Annotated in this window: 22 protein-coding genes and 1 tRNA gene; 11 read left to right on the plus strand and 12 right to left on the minus strand. The window is 41.4% G+C overall.

Translation table 11 applies throughout. The features are described from left to right. Positions 1–85: 85 nt before the first annotated feature. A complete protein-coding gene (locus AB1A65_RS07370) occupies positions 86–613 on the plus strand; it encodes a hypothetical protein (RefSeq protein ID WP_366587332.1) in 528 nt (175 codons plus the stop codon). Positions 614–699: 86 nt separating this feature from the next. Here AB1A65_RS07370 and AB1A65_RS07375 read toward each other — a convergent pair. Beyond that, positions 700–772 (minus strand) — tRNA-Phe (locus tag AB1A65_RS07375). A gap of 101 nt (positions 773–873) precedes the next feature. Between AB1A65_RS07375 and AB1A65_RS07380 the strand changes: the two genes are divergently transcribed. The 7 genes from AB1A65_RS07380 to AB1A65_RS07410 all read left to right on the plus strand — a co-directional run bounded on the left by AB1A65_RS07380 (position 874) and on the right by AB1A65_RS07410 (position 8,664). Continuing rightward, a complete protein-coding gene (locus AB1A65_RS07380) occupies positions 874–1,602 on the plus strand; it encodes a type III pantothenate kinase (protein WP_366587334.1) in 729 nt (242 codons plus the stop codon). Further along, the gene (locus AB1A65_RS07385) at positions 1,603–2,883 is read left to right on the plus strand and encodes a hypothetical protein (protein WP_366587336.1); all 1,281 of its coding nucleotides are present in this window, start codon (positions 1,603–1,605) and stop codon (positions 2,881–2,883) included. Between the two features lie 104 nt (positions 2,884–2,987). Further along, positions 2,988–4,358, plus strand: coding sequence for a hypothetical protein (locus tag AB1A65_RS07390; protein WP_366587338.1), 1,371 nt, complete (start codon positions 2,988–2,990; stop codon positions 4,356–4,358). A gap of 1 nt (position 4,359) precedes the next feature. Further along, the gene (gene lptC / locus AB1A65_RS07395) at positions 4,360–4,962 is read left to right on the plus strand and encodes an LPS export ABC transporter periplasmic protein LptC (protein ID WP_366587340.1); all 603 of its coding nucleotides are present in this window, start codon (positions 4,360–4,362) and stop codon (positions 4,960–4,962) included. Between the two features lies 1 nt (position 4,963). Next, positions 4,964–5,167, plus strand: coding sequence for a hypothetical protein (locus tag AB1A65_RS07400; protein WP_366587342.1), 204 nt, complete (start codon positions 4,964–4,966; stop codon positions 5,165–5,167). A gap of 2 nt (positions 5,168–5,169) precedes the next feature. Continuing rightward, a complete protein-coding gene (locus AB1A65_RS07405) occupies positions 5,170–6,459 on the plus strand; it encodes a hemolysin family protein (protein WP_366587344.1) in 1,290 nt (429 codons plus the stop codon). An 84-nt stretch (positions 6,460–6,543) separates the two neighbouring features. Beyond that, the gene (locus AB1A65_RS07410; RefSeq protein WP_366587346.1) at positions 6,544–8,664 is read left to right on the plus strand and encodes a peptidylprolyl isomerase; all 2,121 of its coding nucleotides are present in this window, start codon (positions 6,544–6,546) and stop codon (positions 8,662–8,664) included. An 85-nt stretch (positions 8,665–8,749) separates the two neighbouring features. On the opposite strand, the gene AB1A65_RS07415 is transcribed toward AB1A65_RS07410, so the two are convergent. The 5 genes from AB1A65_RS07415 to AB1A65_RS07435 form a co-directional block, all read right to left on the minus strand. Then, positions 8,750–9,322, minus strand: a complete 573-nt coding sequence (locus tag AB1A65_RS07415) for a hypothetical protein (RefSeq protein ID WP_366587348.1) — start codon at positions 9,320–9,322, stop codon at positions 8,750–8,752. Positions 9,323–9,452: 130 nt separating this feature from the next. Continuing rightward, positions 9,453–9,824, minus strand: coding sequence for a lipocalin family protein (locus AB1A65_RS07420; RefSeq protein WP_366587351.1), 372 nt, complete (start codon positions 9,822–9,824; stop codon positions 9,453–9,455). A 95-nt stretch (positions 9,825–9,919) separates the two neighbouring features. Continuing rightward, positions 9,920–10,654, minus strand: a complete 735-nt coding sequence (gene bla, locus AB1A65_RS07425; RefSeq protein WP_366587353.1) for a subclass B1 metallo-beta-lactamase — start codon at positions 10,652–10,654, stop codon at positions 9,920–9,922. A gap of 32 nt (positions 10,655–10,686) precedes the next feature. After that, positions 10,687–11,595, minus strand: coding sequence for a GYDIA family GHMP kinase (locus AB1A65_RS07430; protein WP_366587356.1), 909 nt, complete (start codon positions 11,593–11,595; stop codon positions 10,687–10,689). Continuing rightward, positions 11,595–12,911 (minus strand): hydroxymethylglutaryl-CoA reductase, degradative, encoded by a 1,317-nt coding sequence (locus AB1A65_RS07435; protein ID WP_366587358.1) that lies wholly within the window; start codon positions 12,909–12,911, stop codon positions 11,595–11,597. Before AB1A65_RS07435 ends, AB1A65_RS07430 begins: the two co-directional genes overlap by 1 nt. Positions 12,912–13,086: 175 nt before the next feature. Here AB1A65_RS07435 and AB1A65_RS07440 point away from each other — a divergent pair, with 175 nt between their 5' ends. Next, the gene (locus AB1A65_RS07440) at positions 13,087–15,246 is read left to right on the plus strand and encodes a S9 family peptidase (protein ID WP_366587361.1); all 2,160 of its coding nucleotides are present in this window, start codon (positions 13,087–13,089) and stop codon (positions 15,244–15,246) included. Between the two features lie 15 nt (positions 15,247–15,261). Then, a complete protein-coding gene (locus tag AB1A65_RS07445) occupies positions 15,262–16,794 on the plus strand; it encodes an oligopeptide:H+ symporter (RefSeq protein ID WP_366587363.1) in 1,533 nt (510 codons plus the stop codon). 2 nt (positions 16,795–16,796) lie between these two features. Here AB1A65_RS07445 and AB1A65_RS07450 read toward each other — a convergent pair whose 3' ends face one another. The 5 genes from AB1A65_RS07450 to surE form a co-directional block, all read right to left on the minus strand. Then, entirely contained in the window at positions 16,797–18,770 is a 1,974-nt protein-coding gene (locus tag AB1A65_RS07450; protein ID WP_366587510.1) for a ComEC/Rec2 family competence protein, read from the minus strand. 44 nt (positions 18,771–18,814) lie between these two features. After that, a complete protein-coding gene (locus tag AB1A65_RS07455; protein WP_366587365.1) occupies positions 18,815–19,399 on the minus strand; it encodes a C40 family peptidase in 585 nt (194 codons plus the stop codon). Beyond that, complete coding sequence (lpxB, locus tag AB1A65_RS07460; protein WP_366587367.1) at positions 19,392–20,504, minus strand: lipid-A-disaccharide synthase; 1,113 nt, start codon at positions 20,502–20,504, stop codon at positions 19,392–19,394. The genes AB1A65_RS07455 and lpxB overlap by 8 nt, the downstream gene beginning before the upstream one ends. A gap of 87 nt (positions 20,505–20,591) precedes the next feature. Then, entirely contained in the window at positions 20,592–20,879 is a 288-nt protein-coding gene (locus tag AB1A65_RS07465; protein ID WP_366587369.1) for a hypothetical protein, read from the minus strand. Further along, positions 20,869–21,648, minus strand: a complete 780-nt coding sequence (gene surE, locus AB1A65_RS07470) for a 5'/3'-nucleotidase SurE (protein WP_366587371.1) — start codon at positions 21,646–21,648, stop codon at positions 20,869–20,871. The genes AB1A65_RS07465 and surE overlap by 11 nt, the downstream gene beginning before the upstream one ends. 189 nt (positions 21,649–21,837) lie before the next feature. Here surE and AB1A65_RS07475 point away from each other — a divergent pair, with 189 nt between their 5' ends. After that, positions 21,838–24,015, plus strand: coding sequence for a carboxy terminal-processing peptidase (locus AB1A65_RS07475; RefSeq protein ID WP_366587374.1), 2,178 nt, complete (start codon positions 21,838–21,840; stop codon positions 24,013–24,015). Positions 24,016–24,063: 48 nt separating this feature from the next. On the opposite strand, the gene AB1A65_RS07480 is transcribed toward AB1A65_RS07475, so the two are convergent. Then, positions 24,064–25,368, minus strand: coding sequence for an alpha-L-fucosidase (locus tag AB1A65_RS07480; RefSeq protein WP_366587376.1), 1,305 nt, complete (start codon positions 25,366–25,368; stop codon positions 24,064–24,066). Between the last annotated feature and the right edge of the window lie 60 nt (positions 25,369–25,428).

A 25,428-nucleotide genomic window follows, 5' to 3' on the forward strand; every position in this document is an offset into this window, starting at 1 on the left:
TCCAAAAGGGTTTGTGGTTAATTAATTGAATTGGTTTTAATAGGCGATTCCTTATTTAATTCGACAATTTTTTAAAATTAAACAAATGCATAGTTACGCTGATTTGGTGCATCGTGGCACTTTTTTTACATTATCTGCTTTGAAGGAAGTAAATAGTGAAGTTTTAAAAATCCTTGAGGATAGGGCACCTACATCTGCAGTTAAGAGTCTCCAAATGATTCAGCTTCAAAAAGCTATACTTGCTGTAGGTATGTTTTCATTGTTTGATTCAATCTTGCAAGACCGACTTTCATGCAAGCATGGTTTTCGAAAAGCAAAGGAAGTTCTAAGTCAATGTGGAGAAGATGGTTTGTGTGATAGGTTTGAAATTTTTATAAGTGCAATTAATGTTCTTAAACATGGTAATGGACGAAGTTATGATTTCTTAGTGTCCAACCATAAGGAATTGCCGTTTAGATTAAAATTGCCAAACGAAAGTTTTTTTGATGAGGGAGATGTTTCGGAAATTTCAACCTTAATTGAAGTTGATGATCAGTTTGTTATAAATTGTGCAGATGTAATTGAAGAAGTTTCCAACGAAATAAATAATAAACTCCCAGATTGTTGCTTATAAAGCTTTATTAGTCCCCTCATTCGTCCCCTGAAAAAAGAAAAGCTCCGTAAGTCGTTGACCTACAGAGCTTCTATGAAACTTAAAAGTGGTACCTCCAGGAATCGAACCAGGGACACACGGATTTTCAGTCCGTTGCTCTACCAACTGAGCTAAGGTACCATGCCTGTTAAGCGGGTGCAAATATAATTTCAAAATTAGGATATACAAACAAAAACCTCAAAAAAGGCATTCCTTTTTTTGCAATTCTCGATCTTTGCAGCATGAATCTGGTCATAGACATTGGCAATACCTTAATTAAATACGCCGTTTTTGATAACGGCAACCTCCTTTATGACCAGAGTTCGGAGTCGGGGTTATTTCTCTCCAAGGTCAAGGAGCTCTTTGAACAGTACCCTAGAATTAACCATGCCCTTATTTCCTCCGTTGGCAAACTGGACCGAAAAGAACGGGATATTGTGGCCCTGTTCTGCAAGGTTCATGTGCTCACGCACGATTCCAAAGTGCCGTTCAAGAACAGCTATGCCACACCCCAGACCTTGGGGATGGATAGGGTTGCTCTGGCCACCTCGGCTTTTTATCATAATCCAAGGGGCAACACTTTGGTCATTGATGCCGGCACATGCATTACCTATGATATGGTCAACAACGCTGGGGAGTACGTGGGAGGCGCCATTTCTCCTGGTATTCGCATGCGCTATAAAGCCATGCATAACCAAACGGCGGCACTTCCGCTATTGGACCCAGAGGATATTATGGACTTTATTGGAAATTCCACCGCAAGTAGCATGCACAGTGGGGTAATCAATGGGGTTACGCAAGAAGTGGATGGGGTGATAGACCAGTATCGCAATCGTTTTCAACATTTAACAGTTATTTTAACAGGCGGCGACGCCCAATTTTTTGCGAAAAGGCTAAAAAACACCATATTTGCGAATTCTAAATTTCTCCTGGAGGGGCTAAATTGCTTGCTGGAATACAACAAACGTTAGATGGTTAAGAAATTTTTGATTGCTTTTGTTTGCATGGTCGCACAAGGCCTTTTTGCACAAAACGGTACCATATCGCCATATTCATATTTTGGGATAGGAGATCTTAGAACTTCTGGAACAGTGGACAACCAAATGATGGGTGGGATGGCCATGTACGCCGATAGTATCCACATCAACCTGCAAAATCCAGCAGCTTACTCAAAACTACGACTTACCACCTATACCGCTGGAATATCGCACACCGAAAATAGATTGAAGGACTGGACCGAGGAACAACGGATTTCCGTGACAAATCTGGATTATTTGGCCATTGCATTTCCCGTTGCCAACAAAGTTGGGGTAGGTTTTGGATTGATGCCACTCTCATCCGTTGGGTACAGTCTTAGGGATGAGACCTCAACAGGTACAGGTTCCATGGTCACCAATGTGTATTCGGGTGAAGGAGGGTTGAACCGAATCTACATATCAGTGGGTTTTGAACCCTTCAAGAATGTTAGTTTGGGGGCAACCGTAAATTATAATTTTGGGACATTGGAATACCAACGCATTCAAAGTGTGGAAGACGTTCAATTTGGTACGTTGGATAATAGGGAATCGCGAATAAACGGATACGACTTTAATTACGCCTTGAATTATACACCTACCATAAAAGACAAGTATACACTGTTTACTTCGGTTCGTGTAAATACCCAAGGAAATCTTGTTTCCAAAAACTCGCAAAGACTGGGTTCGTTTTCCTTGGTAACAGGGGACGACATTGAGGTCATTGATGTGGATTTGGACGCTACCAACAGAAGAAACACCGAATTGAAGATTCCTACCCGAACCACGGTAGGATTAGGATTTGGTGAAGATAAAAAGTGGTTTATGGGAGGGGAATACAGCTTTCAACAATTCAGTGATTTTGAAAACACCTTCCTTGGTTTGGAGAATGTTACCTATAATGACGCAAGCACCTACGCATTTGGTGGGTACTGGGTGCCGGATTACCGCTCATTGTCCAGCTATTTTAAAAGAGTTACCTATCGCGCTGGAGTGCGGTATGACCTAAGTGGTTTGGAGGTGAACAATAAGGAGATCAATAATTTTGGCATAACTTTTGGACTAGGATTACCGATGGGCGGATTAAACTATGAATCAGCCTTCTCAAACTTAAATATTGGATTTGAGCTTGGAAGAAGAGGAACCACGGATGCAGCACTGATTGAGGAAAGCTATTTTAAAGTCAATGTGGGATTATCATTAAATGCAAGGTGGTTTAGAAAAAGAAAGATAGATTGATGCGCCTTTTTTTTAAAAATATCATAATTAACCAACCATATGAATCCCTATAAGAGGATTTTTTAATGAAAATTTGTACTTTAACCACTTTAAAAATCAGTAAGATGAAGAAGAAACACTACTTAACGATGATAGCGGTCATTATGTTGACGGGATTAAGTATGGCTCAAGCACAAAATCCAGAGTGCATGACCAATCTTTCCATTTACGCAGAACACGCAAAAGTAAAAAACTATGATGCCGCCTACGAACCATGGAAAATGGTGTATGAAAGTTGTCCGGACATCAATAAGGCCAATTTCTCCTACGGGGAAAGAATCTTAAAGCACAAGGTTGAAAATTCAACGGGTGCCGATAAGGATGGCTATGTACAAGAATTGTTGTCTTTGTACGATAACAGTCTCAAATATTTCCCGAAAAACTATTCTTCGGCAGGTGTTGGGATAGACAAGGCCCTTTTATTATATGATAACAAAATGGCCTCTGATGAGCAGATATTCAAAATGTTGGATGAGGCTTTCAAATCAGACAAAGAAAATTTCACCAACCCAAAGGCACTGTACCTTTATTTCTCAAGTTTGGTGGATTTGCACGCTGCTGGTAAAAAAGACCTACAAGATGTATTTGACACCTATGATGATGTAACCGAGAAGGTTGAGACGGAAAACCAAAAGTTGACCGACGTTATCACAAAACTGCTTCCAAAAGATTCTACAGGAACCATTACATCAAAAGAAAAAAGAATGCTACGGGTTGCCAGCACCAACTCTGAATCCTACGGTAAGGTAGGAGCCAGTATCGATTCCAAATTGGGAGCTTTGGCCGATTGTGACAATCTTATTCCTCTTTATGAAAAAAGCTATGAAGAGAAAAAAGGCGATGTTGCTTGGGTAAAAAGAGCCGTGGGAAGAATGTTCTCCAAAGAATGTACCGACGACCCTATGTTTAGAAAGTTGTTCGAAGCCCAGTTGGCCTTGGAGCCTTCCGCAAGTGCATATCTGTATGGAGGTGCGTTGAAGCAAAAATCCGGAGACACCAATGGAGCCATTGCTGATTTCAACAAGGCTGTTGAGTTGGAAACTGACTCCTATAAAAAATCAGATATCCTATACAAGATTGCTACTACAGTACGTAGAACCAGTAAATCACAGGCCAGAAGCTATGCCCTAAAGGCAATTGATGCCAACCCCGCCAACGGTAAGGCATATTTGTTGATTGCAAATCTTTATGCAAGCAGTGCCAACGATTGTGGAAGCACTCCATTTGAAAAGAGAGCTATCTATTGGAAAGCTGAGGATATGGCCAGAAAAGCAGGACGTGTTGACCCATCTTTGGGAAGCACTGCCAGTCAGACAGCGGCTAGTTATTCAGAAAGAGCTCCTAGTAAAGAGATGATCTTTAATTCCGGAATGGCCGGAAAAACAGTATCGTTCAGTTGCTGGGTAGGTGGTAGCGTTAAGGTGCCCAATCTATAAGGTGAAACAATCCTCTGAACATATTTTAAAGTGTTTTGCCACGGTTTTTACCGTGGCAATCCTTTTTATGTCCTGTGGTGACAACTACAAAAGAGTGGGAGAAGAGGCCGTAAAACCCATTTTTCCGCAAGGCGTGGCCCAAAACTTTACCCTTACCTATACCGAAAGCATTGAAGAATTGAGCTCGCAAGATTCGTCAAAGACGCGAGTAATAGCTGTGCTGACCAGTCCCATATCGGAGGATTTTGACAATCAAAGCTTTAAATTCCGTACCTTTCCTAAAGGACTCAAGGTTGATTTCTATGACGATAAGAACCAAAAAAGTATAATTACGGCCGACTACGGTATTGTCTATTCCCAAACCAGTTTGATAGACCTACGTGGAAATGTTGTGATAGAAAGCCATGATGGGAAAAAGTTGGAAACACCCCAGCTGTTCTTTGATAGAAAAAACAACTGGATTTTCACCGAAGAAACCTTTACCTATACCAATCCAGAAGATGGAACCGTAATGGATGGCGAGGGGATGGATTTCAACAAAGATTTCAGTTTTTTCAAGGCCCACAAAACCTATGGTCTCATGACCATTAAAGAAGAAGAATGATATGATTAAAATATTACGATATACAGAATACCTTTACTTGGCCGTGGCTGTCATTTCAATCTACAAGATCATTACGCTTTGGAGTGTAGAGCCCAAAGAAACCTATATTTTTATTTTCTTTGCGGTGGTTTCAATTGCCATGTTCATCTTCAGACGAAGATACCGCAAACGCTTTGAGCAACATAAAAAGGATAATCAACAATAGCCTTGGATACCTCGGTAATCATCATAGTCCTTTCATTACTGTTTTCGGCTTTCTTTTCAGGAATGGAAATTGCATTTATTTCTGCCAACAGAATTCACATAGAAATTGAAAAGAAACAAGAGGGACTTTTGGCCAAACTACTGACATGGCTCACCGACAAACCCTCAAAGTTTATTGCCACCATGCTCATTGGCAATAACATAGCCCTGGTAATTTATGGGTTGTTCATGGGAGATGTGCTCATGGAATGGTTCCAAAGCCTACTCCCGGCAAAATATGACTTTTTAAATGTTCTGCTTACGGATTTCAGCCTGTTGACCCAAACCGTAATTTCAACACTGATTATTTTGTTTACGGCGGAATTTTTGCCCAAAGTGCTCTTTCAGATCTATTCCAACACACTGCTGAAATTCTTTGCCATTCCCGCCTACTTCTTTTACGTGTTGTTCTCTATTGTCTCTTGGTTTGTGATTAAGGTTTCGGATTTTATTCTGAAGATTTTTTTCAAGATTGATGGAGACGAGGTGCAATTATCCTTCACCAAATTGGAATTGGGAGATTATATTACCGAACAGATGGAAACCGTAGAAGAAGAGGATGTGGTGGATTCAGAAATACAGATTTTCCAGAATGCGCTACAATTTTCCACGGTAAAGGCACGCGAGGTCATGGTGCCCAGGACTGAGATCACTGCTGTTGAGTTGGAGGAGACACCAAAGAACCTCACCAAGTTGTTTACCGAAACAGGCTATTCTAAAATACTCGTATTCAAGGATAGCATTGATGAAATCATTGGTTACGTACATTCCTACGAACTTTTCAAAAAGCCGAAAACCATAAAAAGCATCTTGCTGCCGGTAGAGTTTGTACCAGAGACAATGCTCATTCAAGATATTTTGAATGTACTTACCAAAAAACGAAAAAGCGTGGCGGTGGTGTTGGATGAATACGGAGGTACGGCCGGACTCTTGACCGTGGAGGATATTATTGAAGAACTCTTTGGTGAAATTGAGGATGAACATGACAGTACGGACCTACATGAAGAACAGGTCAGTGAAAATGTATTTAAGTTTTCTGCACGATTGGAGGTGGACTACATCAATGAAACCTATAAATTGGAATTGCCCGAAAGTGAGGAATACGAAACCTTGGGCGGACTGATCATGAACGAGACCGGCGAAATTCCCGAGCAGGATTCAGAAGTGAGGATCGAAAATTTCAGCTTTCATATTTTAGAGGTGTCCAACACCAAAATCGATTTGGTCAGTGTACGTGTTCGCACTGAGGATTAACAATTTCCAACGTTTTTTACCCTTTCCTATTTGAAAAGAAAGTGGTATTTTCGCCCACTAAAATTAAAGTAAACAAGCAGTAAAATGGCAATATTAGAGAATATTAGAAAACGGACAACCATCCTGATCTTGATCATTGGTATGGCCTTGTTCGCATTTGTAATATCAGGGGTCTTTACCAGCAATGATTTTGCTGGGGGCAAAGTGGGCTCCGAAGTGGCTGAGATTAATGGGGAGAGTATTTCCATTGACGCGTTTAGAAGGGAAGTGGAAACCGCCTCGAGAAGGTACGGTCCCAACTTTTCTTCAACACAATTGGTAAATACCGTTTACGACCAAGAAGTACGAAAGGCCATCCTAAACCAACAATTTGAGGATTTGGGTATTGATGTGGAAAGCGATCAGATTATTGAGTTTGTAAGAACTTCGGGATACGCACAGATTCCAGATTTTTTGGATGAGAATGGAATTTTCAACGAGGAGGTATTTAAAAGTGCCATTGCGGATTGGAGGGCCAATGACCCGCTTCGTTATGATGCTTGGCTGCAAGACGAGAAATCAATCATTCAAGCCGCCAAAGAACGCATGTACTTTAATTTGATCAAAGGAGGCGTTGGTGCTACCTTGGCCGAAGGTGAGTTCGATTACCAATTGGCCAATAGAAAAGTGGACATTCAGTACGTTCGGGTTCCATATTCTTCAATTCCCGATAGCACCATCCAAGTTTCAAAAAGTGAGATTCAGGCCTATATCAGTAATCACCAAGATCAATTCCAACAGGAAAAAGCACGGGACATCCGTTTCGTTTATTTTGAGGAAAAACCTTCCGCTGAGGACGATAAAGCGGTCAAGGATGCCATCACTGCCCTGTTGAGCGACACCGTTGAATACTCGGAGGAAAGGGACGCTACAGATACGATACCTGGGTTTAGGAATACCACCGATATGGTCGCTTTCTTGGATCGGAACTCAGATACCAAGTTTGATACCATATACAAAGCCAAAAACGATTTACCTTCCATAGCAGCCGATACTTTGATGAGCATGTCTGTTGGTGAAATCTATGGTCCATATAAGGACGGTGATTTCTACCGCGTTTCCAAGATTATGGATAAGAAAACCAATGGAACCGTAAAAGCAAGTCATATTTTGATTACTTGGGAAGGTGCAGAACGTGCCAACCCTAGTATTACAAGAACCAAGGAAGAAGCCGAGGCAAGGGCAAAAGAGCTTTTGGTCGAAGCCAAAAAAGAAGGAACTGTCTTTACTACCTTGGCCCGTGAAAATTCTGATGGGCCTTCTGCGCCACGTGGAGGGGATTTGGGCTATTTCCAAGAAGGGGTCATGGCTGATGAATTCAACGATTTTTGTTTTAATAACCCAGTAGGTGCCATTGACTTGGTGGAAACACAGTTTGGGTATCACATTATTAAGGTTGATGATAAGCAAGACGTGATTCAGGTAGCTACACTTTCAAGAGAAATTGAACCATCTGAAGAAACCATCAATACCTTGTTCACCGATGCCACTAAATTGGAAATGGCCACCATGGATGCCGAACCTGAAAATTTTGGTGACATTGCAAGGGAGAGTAGCTACACGGTACGTCCCGTGAACAAAATCAAAGAGATGGAAGAAAACCTTCCTGGTTTGGGATCACAGCGTAGTATTGTGCAATGGGCTTTCAATGATGATACCAATGTGGGGGATATCAGACGTTTTAATGTAAACAACGGATACGCTATTGTACAATTAACCAAAAAGTACAAAAAAGGTCTCATGACCCCTGAAGATGCTTCTGCAACCGCATTGCCAGAAATCAGAAAAAAACGTAAAGCAGAACAGATTATAGCGGCCAATCAAGGAAAAGCAATGGATGCTTTTGCTTCCGATAACAATGTAAGCTTGAGCAATGCCTCGGCCTTGACCATAAAAGCTCCTACCATTCCCGGTGCTGGAAGGGAGCCTTTGGTAGTTGGGAGGGCATTTGCCTTGGACCAAGACCAAACTTCTAACCTAATTGAAGGCGAAACAGGGGTGTTTATGATAAAAGTGACGAACAAGGAAGAAGCACCGAGCATTGAAAACTTTAGCACCTACGCCAACAACTTAAGAAGTTCAGCGGCCAACCGTGTAAATGGTGCGGTGTACAATGCACTTAAGGAAAAGGCTGAAATTGAGGATAAAAGAGCAACGTTCTATTAGAACTCAATAGAAGAGAAAGTGATATATAAAAGCGGGCTTTTCTAGAAAAGCCCGCTTTTTTGTGACTAAGTTTATGGGTATTGCGTTATAATCTGTCTGGTTCGTCCCATTTCATTTTATAGCATATGGAAACGATTTTCCCCTCAGTATCTGTGGTAACCTTAAAACCTTGTTTCGTTCGGAAGTAGGCATCCCGGAGAAAATACCAGCTGCCATCTTTGAAAAAATATTCCCTTTTATCAATCTTCCAATCGGCCACGGGATAGAGAATGTCCAACACACCCTCAAAAACAGGAGCCGTTTCTGGGTCTAGCATAAAATCTTCCCTTATGAGACTCAAGAAATAATCCAGGGATGTATTGTTATTGATATGCTGAAAATGAATGATTTCCTCCCCAGTGTCCAAAACGATGAATTTATCTTCATGGGTTCTATCATTACGGTAAGTGTTCAAAGTTTTCCGCTTAATGCAATAGACATTGTATTTTAAGATGCTTTCAATGGCTTCAGAATCAATGCGTTCTATTGTGGTGACAAAACTTTCTTTCAAGAATGCTTCTATTCGGTGTTGGGCCTGTTCATTGGTTTGCGTAAATGCTTGGAAACATAAAAGTAGGGAACAGAATGAAGTGGCCAAGTTGGCATGTAAGGAAGACATATCTCATGTATTTTTGATACACTTCCAAATCTAACAGATGAGCATGAAGAATTTGGCCCGCAATTGACGAAACCCTCATTTGGATTTATGAAATCCCTAGCATTACCATATAAAACTTGAAATTGAGACTTTACGGGGACTCCACTTTTTCCAAGTAGACCCGCATTACATCTTTTTCTATGACCAATTCTTTTTGGGTCAATTGTACAATTGTAAAAGCTCCAAGTTCGTCGTTGTTGTCTCTTTCCGATTGCAGCATGAGGGTATTGGATTTTGCATCAATTTTCCATGTACCGGATTTATTAGGGCTTTTCCCGATCCCTCCTCCTTCCAACACTCCATTTTCATGAAAATGGAGGTATTTGTTTCTTTCGGTTTGTGAAGCTTCGTTGGATTTTTCAATTTTATATATTTCCCAATACCCTATTATTTTTTTTGTTTTCTGATTATCTGTAAAGCTGAATGAAATAAAAATGGCAAGGACGAATGGTAGTGTTCTCATGAATACATGCTTTTTTCAAAAGTAACGGATAATAAAGGTAAATGGATAGCTATTTGATTGAAAACCCATTTTTTGAGTCATGGATGCGGTTTTTATCAGTGCTCTCCAAAAAGGGTAATGGTAAAGTCGAACAAATCTGTTGCTCCGGCTTTTCCATGCCCGGGAACAACCACTGAAATTTCTGGATACTTGGATTTTAATTTGGATACGGTTTTGGGCCACTCAGCAATATTGGCATCCCCAAGATATCCTTTTCCAGCACCTAGCGATTTTATTAAACAGCCCCCAAATAAAACTTGATCCAAGGGGAAATAACCAATGCTGTTGTCTATGGTGTGTCCTTCTCCCAAGTAATCCAAGATGACCGTTTCGTTTCCAACAGATAGTTCCAATTGGTTTGTAAAACCATGCTGGGGAATGGGAGTATTGTTCAATGCCGCAAGCTCCAAAGTCTTACTATAGGCATATGACGGGATATCTCTATTGTGGAAAGCTTGCAATCCACCCAAACAATCCGTGTGGAAATGGGTGGGTACAACAGCCTTTATAGTGCATTTCAATTCATTTTGAATCCATTGCATCAATTCCTCAGACTCCGCATCTGTATTTGGGGTATCAAATATAATAGCTTCGCCATCGGAGATTACAATCATGCCATTGCAGGGCACCTTGCCAAAACTTTCTGTTTGTAAATAGGTAATGTGTTGAAATGTATGTTCGGTAAGTTGGTTAATTTTTAAGGTCTCTGTTTCATAGCTCACAGGAGATTTTCTGGTGTTACAACTCAAGAGAACTACAAGAAATATAAGATGGGCATAATTTTTTTTCATGTAAAGTTGGATATTTTGGGCATGTTTCATTCTTACAATAGCATTTCTGAAAATGCAATTACGGTTTTATATCCCTTAGACTTAAAATAATCCGGGGTTTGATCATTTCCAGTGGCCAAAATAAAATCTCCACCCCACGCTCCAAGACTTTTGATGCTGCCCGAATAATCTGGAAAAAGTCTGGATTTTATTGTAGGAGTTTGAAGTACCTCGGACATGATGGCCTCATGTTGTGCAATGACCAATTCAAATCCATCCAAAGATGTGGCGTTGATCATCTGTCGCGTCAACAGAGAAATGCTATGGATAAGCTTAACTCTGTTAAATTGCTGTTCTTTATAGGCAGCTATGGCTTCCCTACTACTTTGCTTTTCGTTGAGGTGCACAAAATAAAGCGATTCCTTAAAAGAAGGTGAAAACACAACCCTATTGACTTTTGGAATGCCATCTTGGATTTGATAAGTGATGGGAGAATTGTGTTGCGCACATGCAATGTCGTACCCACTGCCGCCAAAAGCATTCCAAAGCAATTGGTACGCATCCACTTGGGCCCATTCTGCTATGTTGTTGATTAAGGTCGATGAAGTACCCAGCCCCCAAGAACGCGGAAATCCCAAATGCGTTTCCACTTTAAAGCCAGCATGGTTGGATAGAAAGTCAGGATTCTGATTTCTTGCTTCTGTCAGAAGTTGGATCAAGGTTAGGGCTACTTTCTCATCTGAAGCAGTTCGTATTCCGAAACTTTTCAGGTCGAATTCCGCTTGAAACCAAATTTCCTTCTTTGTATCAAAACTCGTCCACTTTAAAACCTCCGAATCCAATTCAGAAACCTTCAGGGATTGTCCTTGTTTTGTGGGAATTGCCAGGCCTAATGCCCCGTCCAAGATTGCATATTCCCCAGAGAGCAGCAGTTTTCCGTTGCTGTAAAACTCCTTTTCCATTATTGGGACTGAATCTTTTCCAAAGCTTCTTTTACCGAAGCATTCGTGACAACATGGTGTTTAAAATGCTCTACTAGTTGTTGTTTTTCAACTTCGGTGGCCCCCATTTGATTGAGCATATTCAACAAGTGCATCTTCATGTGCCCTTTTTGGATTCCTGTTGTGACCAAGGATCGCACCGCTGCAAAATTCTGGGCAAGCCCTGCCACGGCAACAATTTCCATAAGCGCTTTAGCCGATGGATTTTGAAGGATTTCCAAGGCAAGCTTCACCAAGGGATGCAAGGTGGTCAGCCCGCCAACAGTGCCAAGTGCCAAGGGTATTTCAATCCAAAACTTAAAGGTATCTCCCTCAACCGTAGCGTGCGTCAAACTTGAGTAACGACCATCTTTCGCGGCATAGGCATGTACCCCGGCCTCCACCGCCCTAAAATCATTTCCAGTAGCCAAGATCACGGCGTCAACACCGTTCATGATCCCTTTATTGTGTGTTACGGCCCGGTGCGGTTCCAAATTGGCAATAGTTATGGCCCGTATGAACTTGTTGGCGAATTCCTTGGCCAACGTAGGGTCAGCATCCAATTGTGAAACAGGGCAACTTACTTCGGCTCTGGCCAAACAATTGGGCACATAGTTGGATAGAATACTCATCACCACTTCCAAATTTTTTTCATCTTCAGAAAAGGCATCATATTGCTGTGCCTGCTCCTTCAACGTCTTGGCAAACTGCTCCAAACATGAATTGATAAAATTGGCCCCCATGGCATCTAAGGTCTCAAAAGTGCAATGGAGTTGGTAATACCCTTCCATTTGGTCGCTAAGATTTCTTAACTCAATTTTCCTGATGCCCCCACCTCGCTTTTCCATGTTTTTGGTAATAGAAGAGACACTCTTATGTAGTTTGGGCTTTAATTCTTCAAAAAAGGATTGAAGGGCCCGATTATTTCCCCTATACATAAAATGCACCTGTCCCACTTTCTCGGTTCCTAAAATCTCCGTTTTAAATCCGCCCCGGGTTAACCAAAATTTGGCAGCCTTACTGGCGGCGGCCACAACGGAACTTTCCTCTATGGCCATGGGAATGGCATATAGCTTTTCATTGATCAAAAAATTAGGGGCAATGGCAAAAGGAAGATAATAGTTGGTAAGCGTATTTTCTATGAACTCATCATGCAGTTTCTGCATTTTTGGATTGGTGTTCCAGTACTGCTCCAAAATGGCTTTAGAGGCCTTGGGGTCCTTGGTATAGTGCTCAGCGATCCAATTTATCTTTTCGGCTTTGGAACGTTTCGAGAATCCTTCAACAGGAGTGTTCATAGTGTTGGGTTAAAGGCATCAAATATAAATATAATAGAACTTTGGCTTATACTATGTATACCTAATGGTGAACAAACGTAGTTCAGATAGGTGATTATTGTTGTAAATGCAACACCAAAATTTATTTTTTGGATAAATATTAGTAAACTTGGGAGTTTTTAATAAATTTTCACACATGAGAAAACAGTTCCTCCTGTTTGTATCTGTGTTCGGATTTCTTGCCATTTCCACCGCACAGAAGAAAAAAATTACCCTTGAGGAAATTTGGGGCGGCGAATTCAGAACCGAACGCATGGATGTACTCCGTTCCCTGAAAAATGGAAAACAATACACCATCCTTAATTTTTCCCGGTCGCCACAGAACAGCAGCTTGGATAAATATGATTATGAAACCTTGGAAAAGGTAGAGACTATTGTTTCCTCTGGTGGAAGTGTTCCCTACTTTACATCGTATACATTTAGTGATGATGAATCTAAAGTATTGTTGGCCACTGAGGTTGAGCCCATTTTTAGACGCTCTCGATTGGGTATATACTACGTATATGATATCAATACAAAAAACCTGACCCAGATTTCCGAAACCAAGATTCAAGAGCCCCTGCTCTCGCCTAACGGGAAGCAAGTGGCCTATGTCTTGAACAATAATTTATATGTGTTTGATGTAGCCTCGCAGTCCACAAAACAGTTGACGGTTGATGGCAACAAAGGCACCATAATCAATGGGATTACGGATTGGGTCTACGAAGAGGAATTTGGTTTTGTACGTGCTTTTGAATGGAACAGTGACGGAACCAAAATAGCCTTCCTTCAATTTGATGAGACCGAAGTACCCCACTTTTCCATGGATGTGTACGGGACCAACCTTTATCCCTATCAGCATGAATTTAAGTACCCCAAGGCAGGTGAAGCCAATTCCAAGGTCACACTTCATTTATTGGATGTCGCTTCAGGCTCCATAACTCCGGTTGATTTGGGCGAACCCTACTACATTCCAAGAATTAAATGGATGAACAACCCAAACCATTTGAGTGTACAGACCTTGAATCGTCATCAAAATGACTTGAAGTTGTTGGATGTAAATGCCAAGGATAATTCTGTGTCGGTACTGCTCGAAGAAAAAGATGATGCTTACGTGGACATTGATGACGACCTTACCTTTTTGGCAGATGACAGTTTTATCTGGACCAGCGAAAGTGATGGATTCAACCATTTATATCTTTATGCAAAGGACGGAAAACTGAAAAACCAGATTACCGAAGGACCGTGGGAAGTCACCCATTATTATGGGTACGATGCTTCCAACGATAGAATCTATTACCAGTCGGTAGAAAACGGGTCTATTAATAGGGATGTGTACAGCATTTCAACAAAGGGTAAAAAGAAAAAGCGACTTTCAACAAAAGAGGGCACCAATACTGCGGATTTTAGTGCCGATTATACCTATTATATAAATACCTACTCAAGTGCAGGAACGCCTTTTGAGTTTACCTTGCATAAAGCTTCGGATGGAAAGTTGGTAAAAGCCATTAAAGACAATTCTGCTCTCCTGACCAAATTGCAGCAGTACGAGTTTGTTCCAAAGGAATTTTCTACCATCAAGATTAATGGCTACGACCTAAACATGTGGATGATAAAGCCCGCAAATTTTGACCCTAATAAAAAATATCCACTGTTCATGTTTCAATATAGTGGACCTGGTTCGCAACAAGTGGCGAATACCTGGCTGGGCAGCAATGATTATTGGCATCAACTCCTGGCATCCGAAGGGTACGTTGTGGCCTGTGTGGATGGTAGGGGAACTGGTTTTAAAGGAAGAGACTTTAAAAAACTGACCCAAAAAGAATTGGGCAAATACGAAGTGGAGGACCAAATTGCCGCGGCCAAAAAATTGAGCGAACTCCCCTATATTGATGAAGACCGTACCGGCATTTGGGGGTGGAGTTATGGCGGATTTATGTCCACCAACTGTATCCTAAAAGGGAACGATACTTTTGAAATGGCGATAGCGGTAGCCCCAGTGACTTCATGGCGATTTTATGACACCATTTATACCGAACGATACATGCAGACCCCACAGGAAAATCCTAGCGGATATGATGATAATTCTCCTTTTAATTATCCAGAACTGTTAAAAGGGGATTATTTATTGGTGCATGGTTCCGGGGATGACAATGTCCATGTGCAGAACACCATGCGCATGATCGAAGCCTTGGTACAGGCCAATAAACCATTTGATTGGGCAATTTACCCCGATAAGAACCATGGAATATACGGCGGCAATACACGGCTGCATTTGTTCACCAAGATGACCAACTTCGTCAAAGAGAATTTATAACCAAACAGAAGATATATGTCGGATTTAACCAAACCAGCCAATGAAAAGACCCTTTTTGGGCATCCTATTGGCCTTTTTTACCTGTTTTTTGCTGAGCTCTGGGAACGATTCAGTTTTTATGGAATGCGGGCCTTGCTCACCTTATATATGGTCAATGTCATTTTCGAGGCATTGTCTACTAGAGATTACGCAGCCGCAGCGGTATATGCATCGTATGGATCATTGGTATATGCTTCTACCGTTATTGGAGGTAAAATTTCGGATTCCATTCTAGGGATGCGTGCCTCTATTTTTTTAGGAGGTGTTTTGATGGCTTTGGGACATTTTGTATTGGCCATTGAAAATGATGTGGCTTTCTTTCTGGCCTTGGCCTTTATTATTGTTGGGAATGGGTTTTTTAAGCCGAACATTTCAACATTTGTTGGAACGTTATATGAAGATGGTGATGCCAAGAAAGACTCTGGTTTCACCATTTTTTATATGGGGATAAATATTGGAGGTGCCATTGCACCCTTACTATGTGGATGGCTGGGAGCCACCTACGGGTGGCATTACGGTTTCGGCTTAGCCGGAATTGGTATGTTGACGGGGCTGCTGTTCTTTTGGAGCGGAATAAAAAAGAATGTTTTTGGAGAAGGAGGTAGGCCGCCGAGTATGGAAGTGTATGAAAAAAAGATTTTCGGAATTCCACAGAAGCACTTTATCCCGGCCGTAGCGTTTCTTTCTGCGCCATTGATTGCTTTTCTATTGTATTCCTATAAATCATTGGGAGGAGAAGGTTCCTTTTTTGAAGATCAGAACATTGTAAATGTATTGTTCAAATTAATTGGTATAGCCATTTTGGTCTATATGGGCACCATTATGGTCAAGGCAACGGCTGATGAACGTAAAAAGTTGTTCATGGCGTTGTTGATTACATTTTTCATGACCATTTTCTGGGGATTCCATGAACTCCATGGTAGTGTGATTACGCTTTTCGCGGCACGAAACGTAAATCTTTCCATTATCAATGCCAGTCAGACCAATGCATTGAATTCAATTTTTATTGTATTGCTGTCCATTCCTATTTCTGTGATGTGGACCTATTTGGCAAAGAAGAAACTCAACCCACGAACACCTTATAAATTTGGAATGGGGCTCGTGCTTGCAGGCTTGGCTTTTTATGTGGTCTCTTTGAGTGGGGGCAGTGCCGATGAAAACGGAATGGTGCCATTTTCATACTTGTTGGCCTTGTACTTCTTAATTTCGGTAGGGGAATTGTTCATGTCGCCCGTAGGGCTTTCCAAAATAACGGACCTTTCACCAAAACGGATTGTAGCCTTTATGATGGGGGTATGGTTCCTGTCATCATCCTACGCGTTTCAAATTGTTGGTTTTATTTCCAAACAATTGGCCATAGAAAGCACGGATAAAAACGTAGGAGGTTTGGAAACCCTTTCTGTCTACCTGGATGGTTTTGCACTCATTGCCAAATACTCGTTGGTCGCAGGAGTCGTAGTCTTGATTTTTGCACCATTGATGAAACGATTGATGGGCAACGTCCATTAAGGTTATTCGAAATCAAAAACATAATATCCCTTTTCACCGGTGTAGTGGAAAGGGATTTCTTTTTGGGCACACGTGATTTTCCAATGATCTATTATGCTTCTATAGTTGCTACCATCGGCCAGTACTATTTTCGGTTGAATGGAATCCAATACCCTTTCCAAATTAATTTTTGGGGATTGGGTGAGTAGTAGAAAATCCAACTCTTTGTTTAAAGGGTAGAATCCAAAACTATCCATTACATACAACTTTCTTCGGTTGATGAAGTAGCTATTTTGACGTTGTTTTTTGGTGATTTGTTGAATGCGCTCCGCCACAGCAAAATCATTCACAATTCTGTCCACACTGGCGGTGTCTTGTGCAAATACATTCAAATCCTTCCCAGTTTGATGTAACAAAATGGTGTTTCGCGATTTATGGACCAAGGTGAGACTTTCTTTGGTTTGGAGTTGAAATTGGCTCCAAATGGCCCATGTTTGCAGCGCGATAATTCCATAAAATAGGATCAAGGCGGTTTTCAGTTTCGGGCGGGACAGAAACACCACTAAAGAAATAATCATGATGTACCCCAAGACCAGTTGAACGGAATCAAAAGGAATGTCTTTGATGATAAAGCCTTCTTGCTTTGCCACCCAATTTACTATCGTGTTCATCATTCCAATGACCCAATTATAGCTATCAACAAGGAATATGGGAAGTTGATTGATTAGGGATAAAACGATGAGCAAAATACCCATACCCAAAATCAACCCCAAAAAAGGAATGATCACAAGATTGGAGATAAAAAACAGAGCAGGAAACTGATGAAAATAAAACAAACTGATTGGCAAAACACCCAATTGCGCTGCAACGCTCACGGATAATAATTGCCAGGTTTTCCGAACAACCAAATTTTCAGGAAACCAAAACTTCTGCAATTTCGGGTAAACCCAAACAATGGCAAAAACAGCGGCGTAACTCATTTGAAACCCAACCTGAAATAAAAACAAGGGCTTAATCAAAAGAATAAACAACATGGACAATGCAATGATATTGAATGAATTGGTGGGTCGATTCAAGTACATGGCATAGGCCAAAAACGTAAACATGGTCACTGCCCGGACTATGGATGGCGATAATCCTGCCACAAAAGCATAGGCCCAAAGCAAGAGCACCACCAGCAATAGTTTTAGGGTCTTTCCCTTCGAGAAACGCTCCAAGGGCGACAATAAGAACTGTAGGAGCAAGAGTAAAATCCCAACATGAAGCCCAGATACGGCCAAAATATGGACAGCACCTGCGTTTTTGTAGTCGTTATAGGTACTTTCCGAAATATCATCGCGTTGGCCCAACAACAAGGCTTGAATAACGCTCAGTTCCTCGGCGCCGAATGATTCTTTTTTCAATTTTGAGATAATGTGCTCTCGAGTATTTGAAGCCAATCCCAAAAGGGTGGTTGACGGATTATCAACACGTAAAATAGCATTGTGTGTCGCCCTAATTTGGTGATAAATGGCTTGTTTCCGCAAATAATCTTTATAATCAAATTGATATGGATTCAGTGGAGGATTGATAGCTTCGGTAGTGGAAAGCACAAAGATTTCATCATCCACACTCAATTTTGAGGAAGTTGAGTCAACCGGAAGATTGAGTAGTATTTTTCCAACAACTTCTTCTTCATCCAAAGAAATGACTTGGGTAACATAACGTTGAGAATAGGGATTTGGTTTTAAAATCTCCCTCACCTTTAGGTGCCACATGTTTTCTTTTTCAAAATTGTGGTGGGCATAATGATTTCCTAAGCTTTTGCCCATAGCGATGGAAATCACAAAAATCCCCAAAGAAATTGTGGTTAGGGCAGTCGCGATTTCAAAATAGGGTAATTTTTTTCGGGACTGCCTTTTTTGCAACCAGAATAAAATGGGGAAAAACAGAAGCATCGCCAGCAACGGGAAAAACGGAGCGACCTCGATATAAAAACCCAAAATAATGCCTACCATCAAGCACAAGCAGAGCTTAACGGACACAAAATTAAACAAACGCACTACAAAATACGCATGGCCTTCACAAAGGAATAGTTCCAATATCCCTCCCGTAATGAGGATACCAAAACACCCCGGGAGGTTGTGGCATGTATGAATTTAATGTCGTCCCCTTCCACGTCCACGACCAACCCCACATGGTTGACGCGCTTTCCGCTTTTACCGGTCTTAAAATAAAGGAGATCTCCTTTTTGTACTTCATCCACCCTGATTCGCTGGCCTTCTTCGGCCATTTGGTAGGAAACCCGAGGAAATAGAATATCGTTTTCCCGTAGGGAAACATAGACCAATCCGGAACAATCCATGCCTTTTTTGGTGGTGCCCCCATATTTGTAACGTGTTCCAGAATAGCCCATAGCGGTAGAAATTATGGCCTCAGCCTTAGCATTGACCGGTTCTTCTTCTCTGGATTCTAGGGGGATAGTGTCATTGGTTGACCCCTCTACCGTAACGGTTCGGGTCTTGCTGTAGGTTCGTTTTCTCTTGCCAGGACCGCAGGCTACCACGACAAGAAAAAGTAGTAAGAAAATGGTTTTACGTAACATCCAAGAAATTGTATTACTTTCTTGGAGGCTAAATCTAAGCATTTTCAACGATTAATCGAGCTGCCAATTGACTGGCGCCTTTACCGCCCAATTTTTCCTTTAGGATTTTATAGTCTACCAAGATACGTTCACGTTCATGCCCTTCAATAATTTTGGAGAGCTCTTTTTTAAGATTTTTAGAAGTTAGTTCGCTTTGAATCAGTTCTTTGACAACTTCTTTTTTCATGATAAGATTTACGAGGGAAATAAAATCGAGGGTAATGATGCGCTTTGCAATTTGGTACGAAATCCAGTTGCCCTTGTAACACACTACTTGAGGGATTTCAAACAAAGCTGTCTCCAAAGTGGCTGTTCCACTGGTGACCAATGCGGCGTGGGAATGTTCTAAAAGGGAGTAGGTTTTGTTGGAAACGTAGCCTACTTTGTTCCCTTTTAAAAAGGGAGCATAGAATTCATCGGGAAGGCTGGGTGCCCCAGCAATTACAAATTGATACTCAGGGAAATCAGCTTTAATGGAGAGCATCACATCCAACATTTTTTGGACTTCCTGCCTTCGGCTTCCGGGAAGCAGGGCAATGATGGGTTTGTGCGCATCCAAATCATTTTCTTTTCGAAATGTAGCTTCGTCAACTATTGGAGTGTTTTCGATGGCATCAATAAGCGGATGTCCCACAAATTGAACTGGATAGCCATGCTTTTTTTCGTAAAACTCCTTTTCAAAAGGAAGAATGACGTACATCGCATCAATATCCCGTTTTATTTTTTTGATTCGGCCTTCGCGTGAGGCCCAAATCTGCGGGGAAATGTAATAGTTGGTCCTGAATCCATTTTTCTTGGCCCATTTGGCAATCCGAAGGTTGAAGCCAGAAAAATCAATAAAAATGACCACATCTGGATTAAACTTTTTAATGTCCTCTTTGCAAAATGAAATGTTTTTGAAGATAGTGGGAATGTTGGCAATCACCTCCAAAAACCCCATAAATGCCATGTCTTTGTAATGCTTGGCCAATTGCCCCCCAGCCTGCTGCATGAGGTCACCGCCCCAGCAACGTATTTCCGCTGAGGGGTCCTTTTTTTTAAGACCCTTGATGAGGTTGGAACCGTGCAGGTCACCAGAAGCTTCGCCGGCAATGATGTAGTATTTCATACCAAAATCTCAAGTTCAAGTCCAAGTTTCAAGCACAAGTTCAAGTATCATTTTGCACTTGAATTTTGAGCTTGCATTTGCGCTTATTTAGGCAAACACTTTATAAAATAAAATGACCAATGCTGTAACCAAAGTGGCAATCATGACTCCTCTGGCCCTATGTTCCCGCTTTATTCGAAGGAATCCAAAAAAAGCCACCAAATTCAAGATAGCTCCTAGAGCCAACAGACTACCCATATGGCCTTGGTCAATGGCAGCGTTAAAGGTCTCCGCAATGCCCAAATCAGAAAACAACAAAACATAGATGAGCGTGCCAAAAACGTTGGCAATGATTCCTACTATAAACCCTATTAAAATCTCCTTTTTAGTGTTCATTTAAATTCCAATTGTTTATTTGTGGTATGGCATGATGCGCCGTAAGGTCAAATTGGGTGGGTACCACAGAGATAAATCCTTGGGACAAGGCCCATTCATCTGTATCTTCCCCTTTATCCAATAGTTCAAATTCCCCGGTAAGCCAGTAATATTCCTTGCCTGAAGGACTAGTTCGGGCATCAAACTTCTCTTTCCAGTTTCCTCGGGCCTGTCTGCAGACTTTTATGCCTTTTGGGGTGTCATTCGATTTGGGAATGTTCACGTTGAGTACGGTTCCTTTTGGAATTCCGTTGGTCAGTGCTTCGGACACAATATTTTTGACGGCGTCCAGTGCTGGTTCAAAATTCGCTTCCCATGAATAATCGCACAGTGAAAAACCGATGGCGGGAATTCCTTCGATGCCTGCCTCAATGGCAGCACTCATCGTTCCTGAATAAATTACATTTATGGACGAATTGGAACCGTGGTTAATGCCACTTACACAAATATCAGGGGTTCGGTCAAGAATTACTCGCAGTGCCAATTTTACACAATCTGCTGGGGTTCCGCTGCAGCTGTACTCGTTGGGAGCACCCTCCTCATGATCCACTACCACCTTTTTGGAAAATAGGGTGCTGTCAACGGTTATGGCATGCCCCATGCCCGATTGGGGACTGTCCGGGGCCACGACCACCACGTCTCCCAATTGCTTCATGGTCCGTATCAAAGCCCGTAATCCAGGGGCTGTAATTCCATCATCATTGGTGACCAGTATGAGTGGTTTTTTCATTTTGGATAATTAATGGTATAAAAATACGTTTTTCATAAGGATATGAAGTCTTTACTGTTTAACAAAAAATTAAATGACAATGCCCGAAGTGGCATGGTTTTTTCAGTATCTTAGGGAATTCATACGAGTAGAAATGACGGATGAAGAAATGGAAAATTCAAATTCCATCACTCCGAAAAAAATAGATTTATGAAGAAGAATTTTGTTTTGGCACTACTAGTAATTCTTGTTGCAGTAGCCTCCTGCAGTTTCACAAGCAAGTCTTTTGAAAATGATGATAAGGATAAACTGTTACTGGATTTAATTACCTACGTGTTGGAAAGAGGGCACTACGAGCCCAAAAACTTGGATGACACCTTCAGTTCCAGTGTTTTTGATGACTTTATAGACATTTTGGACCCTACCAAACGTTATTTTCTGGAGAGCGATGTTAGGGAGTTTGAAAAATACCGGTTCATGATCGATGATGAGATCAAGAATACCGAAATCACATTTTTCAATATTGTTTACCAACGTTTAATGGTCCGCATGAACGAAGCCAAGGAGATCTACAAAGAGGTCCTCTCTGAGCCGTTTGACTACACCTTGGATGAAACCATTGAGATAGATTACAGTGAGCAAGAATTCGCGGCCAACAAAAAGCAACTTCGTGAACGTTGGAGAAAGCAGTTGAAGTACAATGCGCTGGCTATTTTTGGAAATAAGGTTGAGAATAGGATTTCTGAAATGATTCAGAATGGGGATGGAGAGGTGTCCACTGATATCATTGCTTTTAATGAATTTCCAAGTTCCATTGACAAAGCAGTGACTGAACAAGAGGCCCGTGAGAATGTAAGAGAGAATCTGGACGAGTATTTTGATTTTGTAGATGATCTAGAGCGCAAAGATTGGTTTGTACAGTACATCAATACCATAGTGGATGAATTTGATCCACATACATTTTATTTTGCGCCGGAAGAAAAAGAACGTTTTGACATTGGTATGTCCGGTAAGTTTGAAGGTATTGGCGCCCGTTTGCAAAAGAGACCTGAAGGAGCAAAAATTGTGGAGATCATCTCCGGAGGTCCTGTATGGAGAGATCAGAGCCTGGAAGTGGGCGATGAAATTCTAAAAGTTGGACAAGAGGGTGAGGAAGCCATTGATATAGTGGGAATGCGATTGGATGATGCCATAAAATTGATCAAAGGCCCTAAAGGTACTATTGTGAACCTTACCGTAAGAAAAGTGGATGGAACCATCGAAAAAGTTTCCATTACACGCGATGTAGTGGAGTTGGAAGAATCCTATGCTAAATCCGCCACCATTAAAAGTGATGACCACGAATATGGAATCATCAATCTACCTAAATTCTATGTGGATTTTGAAGATTATACAGACCGAAATGCCGCCACTGATGTAGCCAAAGAAGTGGAGCGTCTTAAAGAAGATGGCGTTGAAGGAATTATTCTTGACCTTCGGGATAACGGAGGAGGGTCCTTGAAAACGGTTGTTGAAATGGCCGGCTTGTTCATCAAGGATGGTCCTATTGTACAGGTTCGTTCTTCTGGACAGCGAAAAGAAGTTCATGAAGACAAGGATGAACGTATTCAATGGGATGGTCCTCTAGTGATCATGGTGAATGAATTGTCAGCTTCCGCTTCTGAAATTTTGGCAGCCGCCATGCAGGATTATAAGCGGGCTGTTGTTATTGGAAGCAAGCAGACCTTTGGTAAAGGAACGGTTCAAAATGTAATTCCATTGGACAATATTGTCCGTAGCAATGAACATGGCGATTTGGGTGCCATTAAATTGACCACTCAAAAATTCTATCGAATCAATGGAGGCTCTACACAATTGGAAGGTGTTAAAAGTGACATCATTGTTCCAGACAGATATTCCTATATCGATTTGGGTGAGCGTGACCAAGAAAACCCACTAGGATGGGATAAAATCACCCCAGCCGATTATAAAGTTTGGGATGGCTACATCGATCTTGAAACTACTGTTGAGAACAGTAAAAAACGTATGGCCAACAATCCCCAAATCAAATTGATTGAGGAAAACGCAAGATGGATCAAGGAACAACAAGATGAAACCGTTGTTTCGCTCAACTACGATAAATTTGTAACAAAAGAAAGCGAAGCCAAAAAACGGTCGGATAAATTTAAAAGTCTTAGGGATTATGATTCCAAATTAACTTTTGGTTCCTTACAATATGAAACTGAGCTGTTCACCCAAGATTCTGTGCTTAGGGAGAAAAGAGACAGATGGCACAAAGATTTGGCCAAAGATGTTTATGTTGAAGAAGCCGTGAATGTGCTCAAAGATTTGCAGATGAACAACATCAAGAGTACTGAAAGAAAATTGGCGAGTGCCAATAAGGACTAAACAATAACAGTAAAGTAATAAAAACCGGCCTTAAAAAGGCCGGTTTTTTTATTTGATAGATACCTCTATAATGTAATCCATTTCGCCACTCCAATTATCAGGGAGTTGAATTAAGGTGCCAAAAGCTGTTGATTCATACTCCAAGGGCTTTTTGCTATTGAAATCAACCAAATTTGCAATAGTTCCGGAGAAATTGGGCAAGAGAAATGAATTTGATTTCCAATCGAGGATATGGACAAAGACTGAGTTATTCTTTTGCGTGGTAACACCCCAAGTTTGTGGGGGTACTGGTCCACCACGAGTTCCATATATGGTTTCGCCATTTTTGGAAGTCCATTCGCCAATAATTTTTAAGGTATCCACAAACTCAGGTTGAATCTTTCCATTGGGCATCGGCCCCACGTTCAAGAGAAAATTACTGTTGTGTCCGGCTGCTTTTACCAAATAGTGAATGAGTTCTTTAGTGGATTTATAGGCTTTATCTTGTAATGAGAACCCCCAACGATGCGCCATGGTCTCGGCAGTTTCCAATGGGAGCTTACCAATTTTGGCTTCTGCACTGAACCCGCCTTTGTTCTCACCAGGAAGGTCTTTTTCAAACATTTGAAAATCTTCGCCATCCATGGGTGCCTGATGATGGTTGCTTCCAATGAGTGCCTGTGGCTGCAGGCTATGGATGAGGTCGTAGGTTTTTCTGAGTTCCCAATTTGCTTCTTTCTTGTCCCACCAACCATCAAACCAAATACCGGCAACATCGCCATAATTGGTCAACAGCTCGGTAAGTTGCCCATTCATGAAATCCAGGTATTTCTCCCAATCTCCTTCATCAGGCCTACCTGTTTTGTTTCCAGTTTCCCCTCGCGGATAATAGTCGGGATGGTTCCAATCCAATTGTGAATAGTAAAAGAAAAGCTTTAGTCCATGCTTTCTACAAGCTTCTGCCAATTGCTTTAGAACATCTTTTTTATACACGGTTCGGTCCATAATGTCCCAATCCGTAAGTTTACTGTCGAACATGGCGAACCCATCATGATGTTTGGAGGTGACGGTAATATATTTCATCCCAGCTGACTTGGCTAATAGCACCCATGACTCGGCATCAAACGCTGTAGGATTAAAAAAAGGAGCTATCTTTTCATAGGTTTTTTTATCGATGGATTGCGTTTCCATGACCCACTCGTGCACACCCAAAACGGAGTAAATGCCCCAATGAATGAACATTCCAAATTTTGCATCTTGAAACCACTCGCGGTTCTCCAGATTTTCTTTGGTCGGGACATAGTTTTGCGCTTGCATAGTGCCGTAGCAGAGTGTTGCAACAAGTAGGGAAATAGAGAGGCTTTTTTGTACCATAACCTTTATTTAGTTTCAATGTTTTGGTTGGAATACTTCCAATATAGGCATATCCTTTGA

The sequence above is a fragment of the Allomuricauda sp. ANG21 genome, from assembly GCF_040705235.1.
GTDB lineage: Bacteria > Bacteroidota > Bacteroidia > Flavobacteriales > Flavobacteriaceae > Flagellimonas > Flagellimonas marina.